This window comes from Streptomyces hyderabadensis, from assembly GCF_020404845.1.
GTDB lineage: Bacteria > Actinomycetota > Actinomycetes > Streptomycetales > Streptomycetaceae > Streptomyces > Streptomyces hyderabadensis.
The window spans coordinates 1-16,903 of sequence record NZ_JAIOJZ010000095.1 but is presented as its reverse complement, the minus strand read 5'-3'; the positions used below and the strand labels follow the sequence as shown (position 1 = coordinate 16,903).

At 73.4% G+C, this 16,903-nt stretch carries 15 protein-coding genes; 8 read left to right on the top strand and 7 right to left on the bottom strand.

Going from position 1 to position 16,903, the window contains the following annotated elements; genetic code table 11:
• A partial coding sequence (locus tag K7854_RS36030) for an ATP-binding cassette domain-containing protein (RefSeq protein WP_226030775.1) occupies nt 1–500 on the top strand: 500 nt, incomplete at its 5' end.
• Nucleotides 500–2,428, top strand: a complete 1,929-nt coding sequence (locus tag K7854_RS36025; protein WP_226030774.1) for an ABC transporter ATP-binding protein — start codon at nt 500–502, stop codon at nt 2,426–2,428. The genes K7854_RS36030 and K7854_RS36025, both read left to right, overlap by 1 nt.
• A 72-nt stretch (nt 2,429–2,500) precedes the next feature.
• On the opposite strand, the gene K7854_RS36020 is transcribed toward K7854_RS36025, so the two are convergent.
• Nucleotides 2,501–3,577, bottom strand: a complete 1,077-nt coding sequence (locus tag K7854_RS36020) for an RNA polymerase sigma factor (protein ID WP_226030773.1) — start codon at nt 3,575–3,577, stop codon at nt 2,501–2,503.
• A gap of 243 nt (nt 3,578–3,820) precedes the next feature.
• Between K7854_RS36020 and K7854_RS36015 the strand changes: the two genes are divergently transcribed.
• Nucleotides 3,821–4,459: a hypothetical protein gene (locus tag K7854_RS36015; protein WP_226030772.1), complete on the top strand. Its 639-nt coding sequence runs from the start codon at nt 3,821–3,823 to the stop codon at nt 4,457–4,459.
• Nucleotides 4,456–5,478 (top strand): nucleotidyl transferase AbiEii/AbiGii toxin family protein, encoded by a 1,023-nt coding sequence (locus tag K7854_RS36010; protein ID WP_226030771.1) that lies wholly within the window; start codon nt 4,456–4,458, stop codon nt 5,476–5,478. The genes K7854_RS36015 and K7854_RS36010 overlap by 4 nt, the downstream gene beginning before the upstream one ends.
• Before the next feature lie 15 nt (nt 5,479–5,493).
• Here K7854_RS36010 and dnaG read toward each other — a convergent pair whose 3' ends face one another.
• The 4 genes from dnaG to K7854_RS35990 all read right to left on the bottom strand — a co-directional run bounded on the left by dnaG (nt 5,494) and on the right by K7854_RS35990 (nt 11,058).
• Nucleotides 5,494–7,419 carry a DNA primase gene (gene dnaG / locus K7854_RS36005; RefSeq protein ID WP_226030770.1) on the bottom strand — a complete coding sequence of 642 codons (1,926 nt, stop codon included), beginning with the start codon at nt 7,417–7,419 and terminating at the stop codon, nt 5,494–5,496.
• Nucleotides 7,420–7,449: 30 nt separating this feature from the next.
• Nucleotides 7,450–8,715 (bottom strand): NAD(P)/FAD-dependent oxidoreductase, encoded by a 1,266-nt coding sequence (locus K7854_RS36000; RefSeq protein ID WP_226030769.1) that lies wholly within the window; start codon nt 8,713–8,715, stop codon nt 7,450–7,452.
• Nucleotides 8,716–8,895: 180 nt separating this feature from the next.
• Nucleotides 8,896–10,170 (bottom strand): deoxyguanosinetriphosphate triphosphohydrolase, encoded by a 1,275-nt coding sequence (locus tag K7854_RS35995; protein WP_226030768.1) that lies wholly within the window; start codon nt 10,168–10,170, stop codon nt 8,896–8,898.
• Between the two features lie 111 nt (nt 10,171–10,281).
• On the bottom strand, nt 10,282–11,058 hold the full coding sequence (locus K7854_RS35990) for a sirohydrochlorin chelatase (protein ID WP_226030767.1): 777 nt from the start codon (nt 11,056–11,058) through the stop codon (nt 10,282–10,284).
• Between the two features lie 167 nt (nt 11,059–11,225).
• Here K7854_RS35990 and K7854_RS35985 point away from each other — a divergent pair, with 167 nt between their 5' ends.
• Nucleotides 11,226–11,912 (top strand): SanA/YdcF family protein, encoded by a 687-nt coding sequence (locus K7854_RS35985; RefSeq protein WP_226030766.1) that lies wholly within the window; start codon nt 11,226–11,228, stop codon nt 11,910–11,912.
• Between the two features lie 87 nt (nt 11,913–11,999).
• Here the strand turns inward: K7854_RS35985 and K7854_RS35980 are convergent, their stop codons facing one another.
• Nucleotides 12,000–12,788 (bottom strand): SDR family NAD(P)-dependent oxidoreductase, encoded by a 789-nt coding sequence (locus K7854_RS35980; RefSeq protein ID WP_226030765.1) that lies wholly within the window; start codon nt 12,786–12,788, stop codon nt 12,000–12,002.
• 63 nt (nt 12,789–12,851) lie between these two features.
• Between K7854_RS35980 and K7854_RS35975 the strand changes: the two genes are divergently transcribed.
• The 3 genes from K7854_RS35975 (at nt 12,852) to K7854_RS35965 (ending at nt 16,602) form a co-directional block, all read left to right on the top strand.
• The gene (locus K7854_RS35975) at nt 12,852–13,235 is read left to right on the top strand and encodes a MerR family transcriptional regulator (protein ID WP_226030764.1); all 384 of its coding nucleotides are present in this window, start codon (nt 12,852–12,854) and stop codon (nt 13,233–13,235) included.
• A 138-nt stretch (nt 13,236–13,373) separates the two neighbouring features.
• Nucleotides 13,374–15,545, top strand: a complete 2,172-nt coding sequence (locus K7854_RS35970) for a molybdopterin oxidoreductase family protein (RefSeq protein WP_226030763.1) — start codon at nt 13,374–13,376, stop codon at nt 15,543–15,545.
• Between the two features lie 127 nt (nt 15,546–15,672).
• Nucleotides 15,673–16,602 (top strand): LysR family transcriptional regulator, encoded by a 930-nt coding sequence (locus tag K7854_RS35965; protein ID WP_226030762.1) that lies wholly within the window; start codon nt 15,673–15,675, stop codon nt 16,600–16,602.
• Here K7854_RS35965 and K7854_RS35960 read toward each other — a convergent pair.
• A partial coding sequence (locus K7854_RS35960) for an SDR family oxidoreductase (RefSeq protein ID WP_226030761.1) occupies nt 16,551–16,903 on the bottom strand: 353 nt, incomplete at its 5' end. The genes K7854_RS35965 and K7854_RS35960 overlap by 52 nt on opposite strands.

The window sequence follows — 16,903 nt, the reverse complement described above, 5'->3', positions numbered from 1 at the left end:
GCCTGGTGCCGCAGAAGCCGTACCTCTTCGCCGGCACGGTGGCGACCAACCTGCGCTACGGCAATCCGGACGCCACCGACGAGGAGCTGTGGCACGCGCTGAAGGTGGCGCAGGCCAAGGACTTCGTCTCCGAGCTGGAGGGCGGGCTCGACGCGCCGATCGCGCAGGGCGGCACCAATGTGTCGGGCGGTCAGCGCCAGCGGCTCGCCATCGCGCGGACGCTGGTCCAGCGCCCGGAGATCTACCTCTTCGACGACTCCTTCTCCGCCCTCGACTACGCCACCGACGCGGCGCTGCGGGCCGAGCTGGCCCGGGAGACCGCCGAGGCGACCGTGGTGATCGTGGCGCAGCGGGTGGCGACCATCCGGGACGCGGACCGGATCGTCGTGCTGGACGAGGGGCGGGTGGTCGGCGTGGGCCGGCACCACGAGCTGATGGCGGACAACGAGACCTACCGGGAGATCGTGCTCTCCCAGCTGACGGAAGCGGAGGCTGCCTGATGGCCGGGCCTGCGGGTCGCATGATGGCCGGGGGCGGCCCCGACCAGCGTTCGATGGACTTCAAGGGGTCGAGCAAGCGGCTCGTCGCCCAGTTCCGGCCGGAGCGGGCGACGCTGTTCACGCTGCTGGCGTGCGTGGTCGTCAGCGTCGGCCTCAACGTGGTCGGACCGAAGATCCTCGGCCGGGCCACCGACCTGGTCTTCGCCGGCATCGTCGGGCGGGACATGCCCTCCGGCGCCACGAAGGAGCAGGTCCTCGACTCGATGCGCGAGCGCGGTGACGGCAACGTCGCCGACATGCTCCGCAGCACGGACTTCACCCCCGGCCAGGGCATCGACTTCGGCGCGGTCGGCAAGGTGCTGCTGCTCGCGCTGGCGACGTTCGCGGTGGCGGGACTGCTGATGGCGGTGGCCACGCGCCTGGTGAACCGGGCGGTCAACCGGACGATGTTCCGGCTGCGCGAGGACGTGCAGACGAAGCTGTCCCGGCTGCCGCTGTCCTACTTCGACAAGCGCCAGCGCGGCGAGGTGCTCAGCCGCGCCACCAACGACATCGACAACATCGGGCAGACGCTCCAGCAGTCGATGGGCCAGCTGATCAACTCGCTGCTCACCATCATCGGCGTGCTGGCGATGATGTTCTACGTCTCCTGGATCCTGGCGCTGGTCGCGCTGGTGACCGTGCCGCTGTCGTTCGTGGTGGCCACCCGGGTGGGCAAGCGGTCGCAGCCGCAGTTCGTGCAGCAGTGGCGCTCGACGGGACAGCTGAACGCGCACATCGAGGAGATGTACACCGGACACGCGCTGGTGAAGGTGTTCGGGCGCCAGGAGGAGTCGGCGAAGCAGTTCGCCGAGCAGAACGACGCGCTGTACGAGGCCGGGTTCAAGGCGCAGTTCAACAGCGGGATCATGCAGCCGCTGATGATGTTCGTGTCCAACCTGAACTATGTGCTGGTCGCGGTGGTCGGCGGCCTGCGAGTGGCCTCGGGCCAGCTGTCCATCGGCGACGTGCAGGCCTTCATCCAGTACTCCCGGCAGTTCTCGATGCCGCTGACGCAGGTCGCGTCGATGGCGAACCTGGTGCAGTCGGGCGTGGCGTCGGCGGAGCGGATCTTCGAACTGCTCGACGCCGAGGAGCAGTCGGCGGACCCGATCCCGGGCGCCCGGCCCGAGGACCTGCGCGGCCGGGTGGAGCTGGACCACGTGTCCTTCCGCTACGACCCCGAGAAGCCGCTGATCGAGGACCTGTCGCTGACGGTTGAGCCCGGCCACACGGTCGCCATCGTCGGCCCGACGGGCGCCGGCAAGACGACCCTGGTCAACCTGCTGATGCGGTTCTACGAGGTCTCCGGCGGCCGGATCACCCTGGACGGCGTCGACATCGCCAAGATGTCCCGGGACGAACTGCGGGCCGGCATCGGCATGGTGCTCCAGGACACCTGGCTGTTCGGCGGCACCATCGCGGAGAACATCGCGTACGGGGCCTCGCGGGAGGTCACCCGCGGCGAGATCGAGGAGGCCGCGCGGGCCGCGCACGCCGACCGGTTCGTACGGACGCTGCCCGACGGCTACGACACGGTGATCGACGACGAGGGCACGGGGGTGAGCGCGGGTGAGAAGCAGCTGATCACCATCGCCCGGGCGTTCCTGTCCGACCCGGTGATCCTGGTGCTCGACGAGGCGACGTCGTCCGTGGACACGCGCACGGAGGTGCTGATCCAGAAGGCGATGGCGAAGCTCGCGCACGGGCGGACGTCGTTCGTGATCGCGCACCGGCTGTCGACGATCCGGGACGCGGACACGATTCTGGTGATGGAGGACGGGGCGATCGTGGAGCAGGGGGCGCATGCGGAGCTGCTGGCCGCGGATGGTGCGTACGCGCGGCTGTACAAGGCTCAGTTCGCGGAGGCGGTGGCTGAGGTGGGTTAGGCCGTTGCCCGGCGTCGGGGTGCCGCGCCCACCCGTGCCGCCCTGCGGCACGATTGCCCGCGGCTACAACGCTCAGTCCAGATAGCCCCTCAGCTGGTCCGCGTAGGCGTGGTCGCGGAGTTTGTTGAGGGTTTTGGACTCGATCTGGCGGATGCGTTCGCGGGTGACGCCGAAGAGGCGGCCTATCTCCTCCAGGGTGCGAGGGCGGCCGTCGACCAGGCCGTAGCGGAGCTGGACGACCTTGCGCTCGCGTTCGCCGAGGGTGGAGAGCACCGCGTCCAGGTGCTGGCGCAGCAGCAGGAACGCGGCCGACTCGACGGGGCTGGCGGCGTCGCCGTCCTCGATCAGGTCGCCGAGGGCGACGTCGTCCTCCTCGCCGACGGGGGCGTACAGGGACACCGGTTCCTGGGCCAGGCGCAGCACCTCGCCGACCCGCTCGGGCGGCAGGTCCAGGTGGGCGGCGACCTCCTGCGGGGTCGGTTCGTAGCCGCGTTCCTGGAGCATCCGGCGCTGGACGCGGACGACCCGGTTGATCAGCTCGACGACGTGGACGGGGACGCGGATGGTGCGGGCCTGGTCGGCCAGCGCGCGGGACATGGCCTGCCGGATCCACCAGGTGGCGTAGGTGGAGAACTTGTAGCCCCGGGCGTAGTCGAACTTCTCGACCGCCCGGATCAGGCCCAGGTTCCCCTCCTGCACCAGGTCCAGCATGGTCAGCCCGCGCCCGACGTACCGCTTGGCCACCGACACCACGAGCCGCAGGTTGGCCTCGATCAGGCGGCGCTTGGCGAGGCGGCCCATGACGACGAGCCGGTCCAGGTCGAGGGCGAGGCGGCTGTCCAGGTCGGGGGTGCGCCGCAGCTTCTCCTCGGCGAACAGCCCGGCCTCCACCCGCCGGGCGAGGTCGACCTCCTCGGCCGCGGACAGCAGCGGGATCCGCCCGATCTCGCGCAGGTACTGCCGGAACAGGTCGGAGGAGGGCCCGCCGGACTCCGTACGGGTGGGCGGCGGCGGTTCCACGGGCTCGGGGACGTCCGCGGGGGCGCCGGCACCGGGCTGCGCGGGCATCGCGACGAGCACACCGCGCTCGGCGTCGGGCTCCGCGCCACCGGTGCCGGTGTCGTTCTGGGTGAGCGTCTGGGTCTGCACGGGGGCGACCTCCAGGATGGACGCGGCCGGCGGGGGCCGGCGGCGGTACGTCGGGGGCGGAGCCGGCTCGCTCGCCGCCGTCCGCCTCGCACGCGTGCACTCAGGCACCGCCCCCAGTGTGGGGTACGACACATCGCCGCCACGAGGGGCGTGCGGTGACTTTTTGCGTCCGAGCCGTGACCGAGGGGTTACTCCCGGGAAACCCGGATGCCGGCCGGCGCCCCGCTCTGGCACGATCCCGGGATGTCCGCTTCCCAGTACGAGACCCATGTGACGGTGTGCTCCCCGGAGCCCGGCGAGGCCGAACGACTCGGCCGGTGGGCCGCCGCGGCCGGGCTGAAGCTGACGCACATCGTGCTCGCCCGGGGCCGGATGCGGGACCAGCCGATGCTGACCCTGCGGGGTTCGCGGACGTACGCACAGGAGTGGGAGCGGGCCGAACGAACCGTGCGCCAACTGAGGGCGGACGGCTTCCGGCCGGTGCGCGTCAAGATCGAGTCCTCGCCGTGGGCCGCCGAGGTGCCGCGCCGTCCGTGTGGGGCCGGCCGGTACTTCGAGCACCACGTCAAACTGCTGCTGGACGCCGGCACGGACACGACGGCGTTGGCGGAGCGGGTGGTGCCGCACGGCGCCCATCTGTCCTGGAACGCCCGGCGGGTGCGCGACGACGCGTCCCACGAGCGGTTCGTCACCCAGCGCTGCCACGGGGTGGACGCCGAGGGGGCGGGTCGCGCGCTGGACGGGCTGCTGGCCGCGCTGGCGCCGCTGCGGGTGCTGGAGGTGGAGCGGGAGTTCGTCCTGTACGACAGCGACGTGACGGTGGACGAGGGCTGGCTGGACGAAGGCCGGCCGGCGGAGCGAACGGAGGGGGTACGGCGATGAGCGGGCAGGCGTGGCAGGGCTTCGGCTGGGCGAACGACCGGATTCCGAGGGAGCCCCTGGACGAGGAGACCCGGCGGGCCGAGCAGCTGCCCAGGACGCTGCGGCCGGTACCGGGGGACGACGTGACGCAGCGGCCGGTGTTCGACCCGGCGCTGAAGCAGCACCGCAACGCCTACCGGGCCACGGATCCCAGCTTCACGGACCCGGCGCGAGGGGCCGCGTGGCGGGCGGCCCGGCGGCGGGCCCTGGATCTGGTGCTGACCGCCGTCGCGGACTCGGAGTGGGTGGACTCGCTGGTGCTGCGCGGCAGCGTGCTGATGTCGACGTGGTTCGGCGAGGAGGCCCGGGAGCCCGGCGACCTGGATTTCGTGGTGGTCCCCCGTTCCTGGCGGATCGACGACGGCCGCACCGGGCGGATGCTGGCGGCGCTCGCCGAGGCGGCCGCCCGAGCGGGTGCCGACGGACAGGCCGAGGCGGAGGCCGGCTCCGACCGCGTGCCGGTCGGCATCTCGGCCCGGGGCGCGGTGGTCGAGGACATCTGGACGTACGACCGGGTGCCGGGACTGCGCATGGTGCTGCCGTGGGCGTCGCCGGGGCTGCCGGGCGGGCACGTCCAGCTCGACTTCGTCTTCAACGAGCGGCTTCCGGAGCAGCCCGAGCCGGTGGAGCTGCCGGGCGGGGCGATGCTGTACGCCGCGACGCCGGGGCTGTCGCTCGCCTGGAAGCTGATGTGGCTGATCAACGACATGCACGGGCAGGGCAAGGACCTGTACGACGCCGTGTTGCTGGCCGAGCGGCATCCGCTCAACCGTGACCTGCTGCACGAGGTGTTCCGGCTGTCGGGCGAGTGGCCGTACCCCCGCGAGCACATCCTTCTGGAGGACGTGGTGGAGGCGGCCGGGTACGTGGAGTGGAACCACTTCGTCACCGAGTACCCGCAGTTCCGGGACCGCGAGGACGAGTTCGCCGAGCGGCTGGTGCGGGCGGTGACGCCGGCGTTCGCCCGGGCCGGCGGCTGATCCCGCCGCAGCGTCTCACAGCGCGGCGGCGCCGTGTTCGCGCAGGTTCTGGTCGTACTGCTGGAGGATCCACAGCTCGTTCTGGACGGCGGCCAGTTCGGCGGGGTCGCCGTGGCCGGAGAGGCGGGTGAGGCGGCCGGTGATGTCGCGGATGCGGCGCTCGACCGCCCGGCGGCGGACCGTGACGAGCTGGGCGCCCGCGTAGACCTCGTCGACGTCCTTCACGCCGCGGTGCAGCAGGATCGCCTCGACCGCCAGCTCGGTGACCATGGCGCGGACGGTGTCGTCGGGGGCGGCCTCGCGGACCCGGACCAGGTAGTCCTGCGGGTCCTGGACGCCGAACTCGGCGCCGCCCGCCTCCATGATCGCCTCGCGTACGGCGGCGTAGGGCGGGGCGGTGAACTCGTCGACGCCGTACGCGTCGAAGGCCGGGGAGACCAGCTCCGGGCGCTGGAGGGCCAGCTTGAGCAGCTCGCGCTCGGTGGCGAAGACCGGGTTGCGGAGGTTGAGGGCCGGGCCCCGGGGGGTGGCCGTCATGGGCCCGGCCTGCTGCTGCGGGGCGCCGTCGCGCCGGCGCTGGTCGGGGGCGGGGCCCTTGCCGCCGCGGTCGCGGGCCCAGCGGGCCAGCTGGGAGATCCGCCGGACCACGAACTGGGTGTCGAGGATGCCGAGCATCCCGGCGAGCTGCACGGCGACCTCGTGCTGGGCGCCGCTGTTCTTGATCCGGGCGACGACCGGGGCGGCCTCGTCGAGGGCCGCGGCGCGGCCGGCCGGGGTGTCCAGGTCGTAGCGGGAGACGATCTGGCGCAGCGCGAACTCGAAGAGCGGGGTGCGCGGCTCGACCAGGTCGGCGACCGCTTCGTCGCCCTTGGCCAGGCGCAGGTCGCAGGGGTCCATGCCGTCGGGGGCGATGGCGATGTAGGTCTCGGCGGCGAACTTCTGGTCGTCCTCGAAGGCGCGCAGGGCGGCCTTCTGGCCGGCCGCGTCGCCGTCGAAGGTGAAGATCACGCGGGCGGAGCCGTTGTCCATGAGGAGACGGCGCAGGATCTTGATGTGGTCGCCGCCGAAGGCGGTGCCGCAGGTGGCGATGGCCGTCGTGACGCCCGCGAGGTGGCAGGCCATGACGTCGGTGTAGCCCTCGACGACGACGGCGCGGGACGCCTTCGCGATGTCCTTCTTGGCGAGGTCGATGCCGTAGAGGACCTGCGACTTCTTGTAGATGGCCGTCTCGGGGGTGTTCAGGTACTTCGGGCCGTTGTCCGCTTCGTAGAGCTTGCGGGCGCCGAAGCCGACGACGTCGCCGCCGATGTCGCGGATGGGCCACATCAGCCGGCCGCGGAAGCGGTCGATCGGGCCCCGGCGGCCTTCCTGGGAGAGGCCGGAGAGCAGCAGCTCCTTGTCGCTGAAGCCCTTGCCGCGCAGGTAGCGGGTGAGGTGGTCCCAGCCCTGGGGGCTGTAGCCGACGCCGAAGTGCTCGGCGGCGGCCTGGTCGAAGCCGCGCTCGGCGAGGAAGGCGCGGCCGGTGTCCGCCTCCGGGCCGGTGGCGAGCTGTTCCGCGTACCACTGGGCGGCGATCTTGTGGGCCTCGACCAGGCGGATGCGCTCACCGCGCTGGTGGGAGGGGTTGTACCCGCCCTCCTCGTAGCGCAGGGTGATGCCGGCCTGGCCGGCCAGGCGCTCGACCGCCTCCGAGAAGGTGAGGTGGTCGATCTTCATCACGAACGTGATGGTGTCGCCGCCCTCCTGGCAGCCGAAGCAGTGGAAGAACCCCTTGCTCGGACTGACCTGGAAGGACGGCGACTTCTCGTCGTGGAACGGGCACAGCCCCTTCAGGTTGCCGCCGCCCGCGTTGCGCAGCTGGAGGTACTCCGAGACGACGGCGTCGATCGGGACCGCGTCCCGTACCGCCTTCACGTCCTCGTCGTTGATCCGTCCTGCCACGCCCTGAAGTCTACGGCGGTGGACTGACAGCTATGCGACGAGGCTTTCGAGGGATACGTGCGGGTTCGCCAGCGCCTCCGTGTCCACCTGCGTCTTCGAGCGGATCAGCTGCTGGATCGGCTCCGTGACGTCCCACACGTTGACGTTCATCCCGGCCAGCACCCGGCCGTCCTTCACCCAGAAGGCGATGAACTCGCGCTTCGCCGCGTCGCCGCGGATCACCACCTGGTCGTACGAGCCGGCCGGCGCCCAGCCGGAGTACTCCATGCCCAGGTCGTACTGGTCGGTGAAGAAGTAGGGCACGCGGTCGTGGGCGAGGCCCTTGCCAAGCATCGCGCGGGCCGCGGCCGGCCCGCCGTTCAGGGCGTTGGCCCAGTGCTCCACGCGCAGGCTGGTGTCGAAGAGGGCGTGGTGGAAGGAGGCCACGTCGCCCGCCGCGAAGACGTCGGGGTCACAGGTGCGCAGGTGGTCGTCGACGACGATGCCGCCGCCGTGCGCCCGGTCGGCGATCTCCAGCCCGGCGGCCTGGGCGAGCGCGGTGCGCGGTGCGGCGCCGATCGCGGCGAGCACGTCGTGCGCGGGGTGCTCCTCGCCGTCGTCGGTGCGGGCGGCCAGCACCATGCCGTCCTGGCCGACGATCTCGGTCAGCCGCACGCCGAAGCGGAAGCGGACGCCGTGCGCCTCGTGCAGTTCGGCGAAGACCGAGCCCAGCTCGGGACCGAGGACGCCGTGCAGCGGGGTCGGGGACGGCTCGATGACGGTGACCTCCGCCCCGTACTCGCGGGCCGCGGCGGCGACCTCCAGGCCGATCCAGCCCGCCCCGGCGATCACCAGGTGCCCGTTGTCCCGGCCGAGGGAGGCGAGGACGCCCTTGAGGCGCTCGGCGTGGGCCAGGCGGCGCAGGTGGTGGACGCCCGCGAGGTCGGTGCCGGGGACGTCCAGGCGGCGCGGCTCGGCGCCGGTCGCCAGGAGCAGCTTGTCGTACCTGACGTGGGTGCCGTCGTCGCCGTAGTGCACGGTCTTCGCGGCGCGGTCGATCGCGACGACGGTCTGGCCGAGGTGCAGCTCGATGTCGTGCTGGGCGTACCAGGCGGGCTCGTGCACGAAGACGCTGTCGCGCTCCTCCTTGCCGAGGAGGTAGCCCTTGGACAGCGGCGGACGCTCGTAGGGGTGGTCGCGTTCGTCGCAGACGAGGATCACCCGGCCGGTGAAGCCCTCCGTGCGGAGTGTCTCGGCCGCCTTCGCGCCCGCCAGGCCGCCTCCGACGATGACGAATGTCTGATCCGCGTCGACCACTTGTTTGCCTCCTCGTCAGGGTGCCGCCACATGCGAGCGTCCCGCACGCGGCGTGGTGCGGGAAGGGGGAACGACCCGATCAGGCCACGACCTGCCGTGTTCCGACCGTCCGATCGCCGTGTCGTACCGCCTTTCGGGCGATCGGGGCGCCGCCGGGTCGCACCCGTCCCGCCGCCAGTCTCATGGATGCCCCGTCAGGCGGGCGTGAAGCGAGCGGGCCGAGGTGTCGGTGAGGGAGGCGATCTGGTCGACGATCACCCGTTTGCGGGCCCGGTCGTCGGCGGCCGTGTCGAACAGGGCGCGGAACTGGGGGTCGAGCCCGTCGGGCGCGCGGGCGGTCAGCGCCTCGGCCAGCTCCGCGACGACGATCCGTTGGTCGGCGCGGAGCCGCTCCTGCTCGGTGCGCTGCATGACGTACCGGACGGCGACCGCCTTGAGGACGGCGCACTCCAGGCGGGTCTCGCGGGGCACGACCAGCTCGGCGGTGTACCGGGTGAGCCGGCCGCCGCCGTACGCGGCCCGGGTGGCGGCCTCGGCGGCCAGGCAGAAGCGGCCGATCAGCTGGCTGGTGGCGTCCTTCAGCCGGGCCTGGGCGACGGCCGAGCCGTCGTATCCGTGCGGCCACCAGTCCTGGGCGAGGAGCCGGTCGAGGGCGGCGGCGAGTTCGGCGTGGTCGGTGCCGGCCGGGACGTAGCGTCCGACGGCAGCGTCGAAGACCGCCTCGCGCTCGGGGTCGGCGAGCAGGCAGTTCGGGTCGATGTGACCGGCGTGCAGGCCGTCCTCGACGTCGTGCACCGAGTACGCCACGTCGTCGGCCCAGTCCATGACCTGGGCCTCGAAGCAGGTGCGGGCGCCGGGGGCGTCCTGGCGCAGCCAGGCGAAGACGGGCCGGTCGTCGTCGTACACGCCGAACTTGGGCGAGGCCGGGTCGGTGGGGTGGGCGCCGCGCGGCCAGGGGTACTTGGTGGCCGCGTCGAGGGTGGCGCGGGTGAGGTTGAGGCCGACGGGGCCGTCCTCGGTGAACCGCTTGGGCTCGATGCGGGTGAGGAGCCGGAGCGACTGGGCGTTGCCCTCGAAGCCGCCGCAGTCCTCGGCGAAGGCGTTGAGGGCCTGTTCGCCGTTGTGCCCGAAGGGCGGGTGGCCCAGGTCGTGGGCGAGGCAGGCCGCCTCGACGAGGTCGGGGTCGCAGCCGAGGGCGGCGCCCAGCTCCCGGCCGACCTGGGCGCACTCCAGGGAGTGGGTGAGGCGGGTGCGGGGGCTGGCGTCCCAGACGGGGCTGCCCTCCCCCGGCGCGACGACCTGCGTCTTCCCGGCGAGGCGGCGCAGCGCGGCGGAGTGCAGGATGCGGGCGCGGTCGCGCTGGAAGGCGGTGCGGCCGGGGCGTTTGTCGGGTTCGGGGGCGTAGCGGGCGGCTGACGCCGGGTCGTAGGGGGGTGCGGTGCGGGTGCCTTCCATGTCATGAACAGTAAGGGGAAGGTGTGACAGTTGGGGGCCTACTCGTCTGCCGGGTTCGGTAGTCGTGCGGCCGCGGGCTGTCCGTGGCTTGTCGCGCAGTTCCCCGCGCCCCTAGGGGGTTGCCAGCGCCCTGCGTTTCATGGCGCCGTCCGTCGTCAGCGTTTCGTCGTAGCGGTGCAGCAGTAGGTGGGCCATCGACGGGTGGGTGCCCAGTGGCGCCGACGTGATCCATGGGGCCTGGGCCGCGCTCTGGGTCGCGAAGCGGCCCGGGGCCGTGAAGTTCGAGGCGACGGCCACCCTGCGGTAGCCACGGGCGGTCAGCGCGCGCACGGCCTCCGGGACCGTCGGGGTCGCCGCCGAGGCGTATGCCGGCAGGACCGGGACACCGAGGCGGGCCGAGAGGTCGGCCGCGGTGCGGGCCGTGTCCGCGCGGGACATTGGGTCCCGGGAGCCCGCCGAGGCGAGGACGACGGCGTGGTCCGGGCCCGCCTGGGCGGGCCAGCCGGCCTCGGTGAGGCGGGCGTGCAGGGCGTCCACCAGGAGGGGGTGCGGGCCGAGCGGGCCGGCCACGCGGGTGCGGGCCGGGGAGACCGCGGCCATCTCCGGGATGTCCCGCTTGACGTGGTAACCGCGGCTGAGCAGGAGCGGGACGAGGACCGCGGCCCCGTCGCCGAGGGCGGCGAGCGTGTCCGGCAGCAGGGGCTCGTTCAGCTCGATGTGGCCCAGGTGCACCGGCAGCGCGGGGCGCAGGGCGCGGACCCGGGCCAGGAGGGCCCGTACGGTGCTCAGTGCGCGCGGGTCGCGGCTGCCGTGGGCGACGACGACCAGGGCGGGGGTGCCGCCGGTGGCCGCCGCGGCCCTGTTGCTGGTCAGTGTCGTCGCCGTCATGCGTCGAGGGTGGCCGCCGGAGATTGCCTCCCCGTTGCACGGGTGTCACGGGGGTTTTCCGTCGGTTCACACGGCGCCGCCCCCGCCGTGTGAGCGCGGCCGGGTGAACCGGACGGCCGCCGCGGGCGTCCCTGGTGGCAGGGACCGACCGGGGAGGGGACCGTCCGATGCGCCGCCCGAGGCTTCGCAGACCGCGTCTTCCGCGCACCCGCAAGGGGCGGCGACGGCTGGTGCGGGTGGTGGTGGCCGGGTGCGTGCTGGCGCTGCTGCCGAGCGCGTGGCTGCGTCTCGTGACGGACGACCGGCTGCGTACCGTCGCCGACGTGCCGCGCACCGAGGTCGCCGTCGTGTTCGGGGCCGGACTGTGGGACGGGGAGCCGTCGCCGTACCTCGCGCACCGGCTGGACGCGGCGGCCCAGCTCTACCGGGCGGGACGGATCGAGGTGGTGCTGGTGACCGGGGACAACAGCCGCGAGGAGTACGACGAGCCGGACGCCATGCGCGCCTACCTGGTCCGGCACGGCGTCCCCGACGGGCGGATCGTCGGCGACTACGCCGGCTTCGACACCTGGGACTCCTGCGTCCGGGCGAAGAAGATCTTCGGCGTCGACCGGGCGGTGCTGATCAGCCAGGGCTTCCACATCCGGCGGGCGGTCGCCCTGTGCCAGCAGGCGGGGGTGGCGTCGTACGGCGTCGGCGTCGCCGACGAGCACGACGTGACCTGGTACTACGGGGGCGCCCGGGAGATCCTCGCGGCGGGCAAGGCGGCGCTGGACGCGGTCTTCGAGCCGGACCCGCACTTCCTCGGCCCGAGGGAGCCGGGGGTGGCGCGGGCCCTGGCCGACGCCGGATGACGCCCCCGTCATGAGCCGAGGCACGACGGGTGTCACCGGGGCAGGCTTGGCGACGGAGCGTCCCGGCACCAGAGCCGGCGCGCAATGTCAGTTCCGGAGCGCCGCCTTGCGCAGGGACCGTTCCGCGATCCGGGCAGCCGCCGACGCGGGCAGCAGGCGACCGAAGACGAAGGTCTGGAAAGCGTTGAGACGGCCGTCCACGATCGCCGGGCCCCGGCCGCGCAAGGCGGACATGACGGTGTCCGCGACGGCATCGGGGGCGCGCTTGCCCGGCATGCGCCGTGTGTTCATCGCGGTCTCGGTCGGACCGGGGCTGACCGCCACGACCCGCACCCCCGTCGCCCTCGTCTCGGCCCACACCGCCTGGGTGAAGGACAGCACGAACGCCTTGGAGGCCGCGTAGGCGGCCACGTACGGAGCGGGCGCGTACGCACCGGTGCTCGCGATGTTGACGATCGCACCCGTCTTCCGCGCGACCATGGGGGGCAGCAAGAGCGCCGTCAGCTCCGCCACCGCGCCGGCATTGAGGTCGACCAGGCCACGCACCCGCGCGGCATCGGTGTCGGCGACCGGCCCCAGCAGGCTGACGCCGGCATTGTTGACCAGCACGTCGGCCTCGATTCCCGCATCAGCCAGCCACTCGGCCAGCCGGGAAGGGGCACCCCGGTGCGACAGGTCCAGCGCGAGCGTCGACACCTGGACCCCGTGCTCGGCGCGCAGCCGCTCGGCCTCCGCCTCCAGGCGTGCGCCGTCCCGCGCGACCAGGACCAGGTGCGTGCCCTGCCCCGCCAGCCGCTCGGTGATCGCGGCCCCGATGCCTGTCGCGGCCCCGGTCACGACCGCGGTTCGCCGGTTCGTCTGTTGGTTCGTCTTCATGCCCGGAACGGTAAACTCTGACATTGACGTGAATGTCAAGCGTGGACCGGTGGAGGAGGCGTCATGCGCATAGGAGAACTGAGCAGGGCCACCGGGACCAGCACCCGTTCGCTTCGGTACTACGAGGAACAAGGGCTGCTCTCCAGCCGCCGCCGCTCCAACGGATACCGGGAGTACGGTGAGGAAGCCGTACGCCAGGTCGCCTTCATCCAGGACCTCTACCGCGCGGGACTGTCCTCCCAGATCATCCGGGACATCCTTCCCTGCACCGCACCGACACCGCCCGCGGGCGACTGCGCACAGCTCCTGGCCCGCGTCCGGCAGGTCCGTGACGAACTCGCCCGCCAGGAACAGCAGATCGCTCAGCGCCGCGAGATGCTCGACCGGTACCTCTCGGGCTCGGCGACCCCCGCCGGCCTGGTCGGCCCGCCCCACCGCTCCCCCTGAGGCGGCTGAGACCCGGTGCTGCCGGGCCCCACCTCACCTCACCTCACCGCGGCCCGGCGCGGGCGGGGAGGTCGCCGTCCCCGCCGTGTAACAGAGCGCCGACCGGCGGCGTAACACGGAAGCCGCAGGCTGGGCGGCATGCAGAACACCGGCCCGCACCGCCCCGCCGCACCGGACACCGCCGCCACGCCCACGCACTGCCCGTACTGCGCCCTGCAGTGCGGGATGAACCTGACGCGCGTCGACGGCGGGACCGTCGAGGTGTCCGAGCGGGCGGACTTCCCGGTGAACCGGGGTGCGCTGTGCGGCAAGGGGCGTACGGCGGCCGCGGTGCTGGCGCCGGGGGCGCGGCTGACCTCGCCGTTGGTGCGGTCGGGCGACGGCGGGCTGGTGCCGGCCGGGTGGGACGAGGCGCTGGACCGGATCGCCGGGAACCTGGAGCGCACCCGGGCCGAGTACGGCGCGGACGCGCTCGGGGTGTTCGGCGGGGGCGGGCTGACCAACGAGAAGGCGTACGCGCTGGGCAAGTTCGCCCGGGTGGTGCTCGGCACCTCGCAGATCGACTACAACGGGCGGTTCTGCATGTCGTCGGCGGCGGCGGCCGGGACCAGGGCCTTCGGGCTGGACCGGGGGCTGCCGTTCCCGCTGGAGGACATTCCGCGGACCGGGTGCGTCATCCTCGTCGGCTCGAACCCGGCGGAGACGATGCCGCCGTCCCTGCGGTACTTCACCGAGCTGCGGGAGAACGGCGGCACGCTGATCGTCGTCGACCCGCGCCGGACCAGGACCGCCGAGCAGGCCGACCTCCACCTGGCGCCCCGGCCCGGGACCGACCTCGCGCTGGCGCTGGGCATGCTGCACCTGGTCGTCGCCGAGGGGCGGGTCGACGAGGCCTACGTCGAGGAGCGCACCTCGGGCTGGGAGGAGGCGCGGGCGGCGGCGATGGCGCACTGGCCGGAGTACGTGGAGCGGATCACGGGGGTGTCCGTTCCCGAACTGCGGGAGGCGGTACGGCTGTTCTGCACGCCGGACGCCGCAATGGTGCTGACCGCGCGCGGGCCCGAGCAGCAGGCCAAGGGCACGGACACGGTGGGCGCGTGGATCAACCTGTGCCTGGCGACCGGGCGGGCCGGGCGGCCGCGGTCCGGGTACGGCTGTCTGACCGGGCAGGGCAACGGGCAGGGCGGGCGCGAGCACGGGCAGAAGGCCGACCAGTTGCCGGGCTACCGCAGGCTGACCGACCCGGCGGCGCGGCGGCACGTCGCCGAGGTGTGGGGCGTGGACCCCGACACGCTGCCGGGGCCGGGGCGCAGCGCGTACGAGCTGCTGGACGCGCTGGGCACGGACGTCAGGTCGCTGCTGGTGATGGGCTCCAACCCGGTGGTGTCGGCGCCCCGCGCCGCGCACGTCGAGGAGCGGCTGCGGTCGCTGGACTTCCTGGCCGTGTGCGACGTGGTGCTCTCCGAGACGGCGGAACTGGCGGACGTGGTGCTGCCGGTGACCCAGTGGGCGGAGGAGACGGGGACCACGACGAACCTGGAGGGGCGGGTGCTGCTGCGGCGGCGCGCGGTCACCGCGCCGGAGGGGGTCCGCGGCGACCTGGAGGTGCTGCACGGGCTGGCGGGGCGGCTCGGCGTCGAGAAGGGGTTCCCGACCGACCCCGAGGAGGTCTTCGAGGAGCTGCGCCGGGCCAGCGCGGGCGGCCCGGCGGACTACTCCGGGATCGACTACCGGCGCCTGGCGGAGGAGGACGGCGTCTTCTGGCCCTGCCCGGCACCGCCCGCCGACACCGGCACCAGCACCAGCACCAGCACCAGCACCAGCACCAGCACCAGCACGGTGCCCCACCCCGGCACCCCGCGCCTCTTCCTCGACCGCTTCGCCACCGACGACGGCCGGGCCCGCTTCGCGCCCGTGGCGCACCGGCCGAGCGCCGAGGAACCGGACGCGGAGTACCCCGTGCTGCTGACCACCGGCCGGGTCGTGGCTCAGTACCAGTCCGGGGCGCAGACCCGGCGGGTGGCGGAGCTGAACGCCGCCGCGCCGGGCCCGTTCGTGGAGCTGCACCCGCGGCTCGCGGCGCGGCTGGGGGCGGCCGAGGGCGACCCGCTGGCGGTCGTGTCCCGGCGCGGGCGGGCGGTGGCACCGGCCCGCATCACCACCGGCATCAGGCCCGACACCGTGTTCATGCCCTTCCACTGGCCGGGCGCGGGCCGCGCCAACACACTGACCAACCCGGCCCTGGACCCGACCTCGCGGATGCCGGAGTTCAAGGTGTGCGCGGTGCGGGTGGAAACGGTGACGTCCTAGCGGCGTCGTCCTTCGGAGTCCTCCGGGCGGGGGCCTGCTCCCGGTCGCCCGGCGACCGTCCCTCCCGCGCTCGCCTACGCTTGCGCCGAGAGCACGGACGAGGCGACACGGGACGGGACGGGAGCCGATGAGCCTGAGGCAGTTCGAGTACGCCCTGGCCGTCGCCGAGGAGGGCTCGGTGACGGCCGCGGCCGAGGCGCTGCGCGTCGCCCAGCCCTCGGTGTCCCAGCAGATCCGCGGCCTGGAGCGGGACCTCGGCGTGGAGTTGTTCTCCCGCACCCCGACCGGTCTGGTGCCCACCGTGGCCGGGCGGGCCTTCCTGCGGGAGGCGGAGGTCGCGGTGAACGCGGCGCGCCGGGCACGGGCGACGGCGCGGGCCGGCGCCGAGGAGCTGTCCGGCGAGCTGGTGGTCGCGGTGCAGATGGGCCTGGGCACGCGGCAGCTGCCGGGCGCCCTGAGCGCGCTGCGCCGCCGCTTCCCGCGCCTGGAGGTCACCGTCTTCGAGGAGCCGAACCCCACCGAGCTGGAGCGGCTGGCCCGCGGCGGCGTGCTGGACCTCGCCATCATGGCCGGACCGTGCGAGGAGGGCCTGTACGACGGCCACCACCTGGGCGACGAGGAGTTCGTCGTGGTGCTGCCGGTCGGGCACCCGCAGCTCGCCGCCGACCGGGTCGCGCTGCGGGACCTGGAGCGGGAGCCGTGGGTGCGGTTCGACCCCGCCAGCGCGCTGGACGGCGTACTGGTGGACGTGCTGCGGGAGAACGGGCTCGCCCCGACCACCGTCGCCCGGGTCTCCCAGACCGCGACGGCGGTGCGCTGGGCCGCCCACGGCCTCGGGGTGACGTTCGTGCCGGCCTCCGCGGTGCCGCCGGGGCACGAGCACCTGGTGCGCCCGGTGTCCCCGGCCGTGTCCCAGCCCGTCGTCGCCGCGGTCCGGCCCGGCGCGGGCGCGGCGGAGACGGCGCTGCTGGAGTTCCTGCGGCAGGAGACCTGGTACCGGTTCGCTCAGAGCTGGGTGACGCCGCCGTCCACGGCCAGCTCGGCGCCGGTCGTGTAGGTGGCGTCGAAGGCGAGGAAGGCGGCGGCCCGGGCGACCTCCTCGGGGGTGCCGAAGCGCCGCATGGGGTTGTCCGCGACCCGTTCCGCCTTGAACCGCTCGGCCTCCTCGGCGGTCATCGTCGCGTCCAGGGCTCCCGTGTCGACGGGACCCGGGCTGACCGCGTTGACCCGGATGCCCCGGGGCAGCAGTTCCCGCGAGAAGCTGCGGGCCATGGAACGCAGCGCCGCCTTCCCGGCCGCGTAGACACTGGTGTCGGCCAGGCCGATGACGTTGGCGACCGAGGTGGTCAGGACGACGC

Coding starts and splice junctions, on each gene's coding strand:
- K7854_RS36025 (WP_226030774.1), top strand. CDS start 500: ATGGCCGGGCCTGCGGGTCGCATGATGGCCGGGGGCGGCCCCGACCAG.
- K7854_RS36015 (WP_226030772.1), top strand. CDS start 3,821: ATGTCCGCTTCCCAGTACGAGACCCATGTGACGGTGTGCTCCCCGGAG.
- K7854_RS36010 (WP_226030771.1), top strand. CDS start 4,456: ATGAGCGGGCAGGCGTGGCAGGGCTTCGGCTGGGCGAACGACCGGATT.
- K7854_RS35995 (WP_226030768.1), bottom strand. CDS start 10,170: ATGGAAGGCACCCGCACCGCACCCCCCTACGACCCGGCGTCAGCCGCC.
- K7854_RS35990 (WP_226030767.1), bottom strand. CDS start 11,058: ATGACGGCGACGACACTGACCAGCAACAGGGCCGCGGCGGCCACCGGC.
- K7854_RS35985 (WP_226030766.1), top strand. CDS start 11,226: ATGCGCCGCCCGAGGCTTCGCAGACCGCGTCTTCCGCGCACCCGCAAG.
- K7854_RS35980 (WP_226030765.1), bottom strand. CDS start 12,788: ATGAAGACGAACCAACAGACGAACCGGCGAACCGCGGTCGTGACCGGG.
- K7854_RS35975 (WP_226030764.1), top strand. CDS start 12,852: ATGCGCATAGGAGAACTGAGCAGGGCCACCGGGACCAGCACCCGTTCG.
- K7854_RS35970 (WP_226030763.1), top strand. CDS start 13,374: ATGCAGAACACCGGCCCGCACCGCCCCGCCGCACCGGACACCGCCGCC.
- K7854_RS35965 (WP_226030762.1), top strand. CDS start 15,673: ATGAGCCTGAGGCAGTTCGAGTACGCCCTGGCCGTCGCCGAGGAGGGC.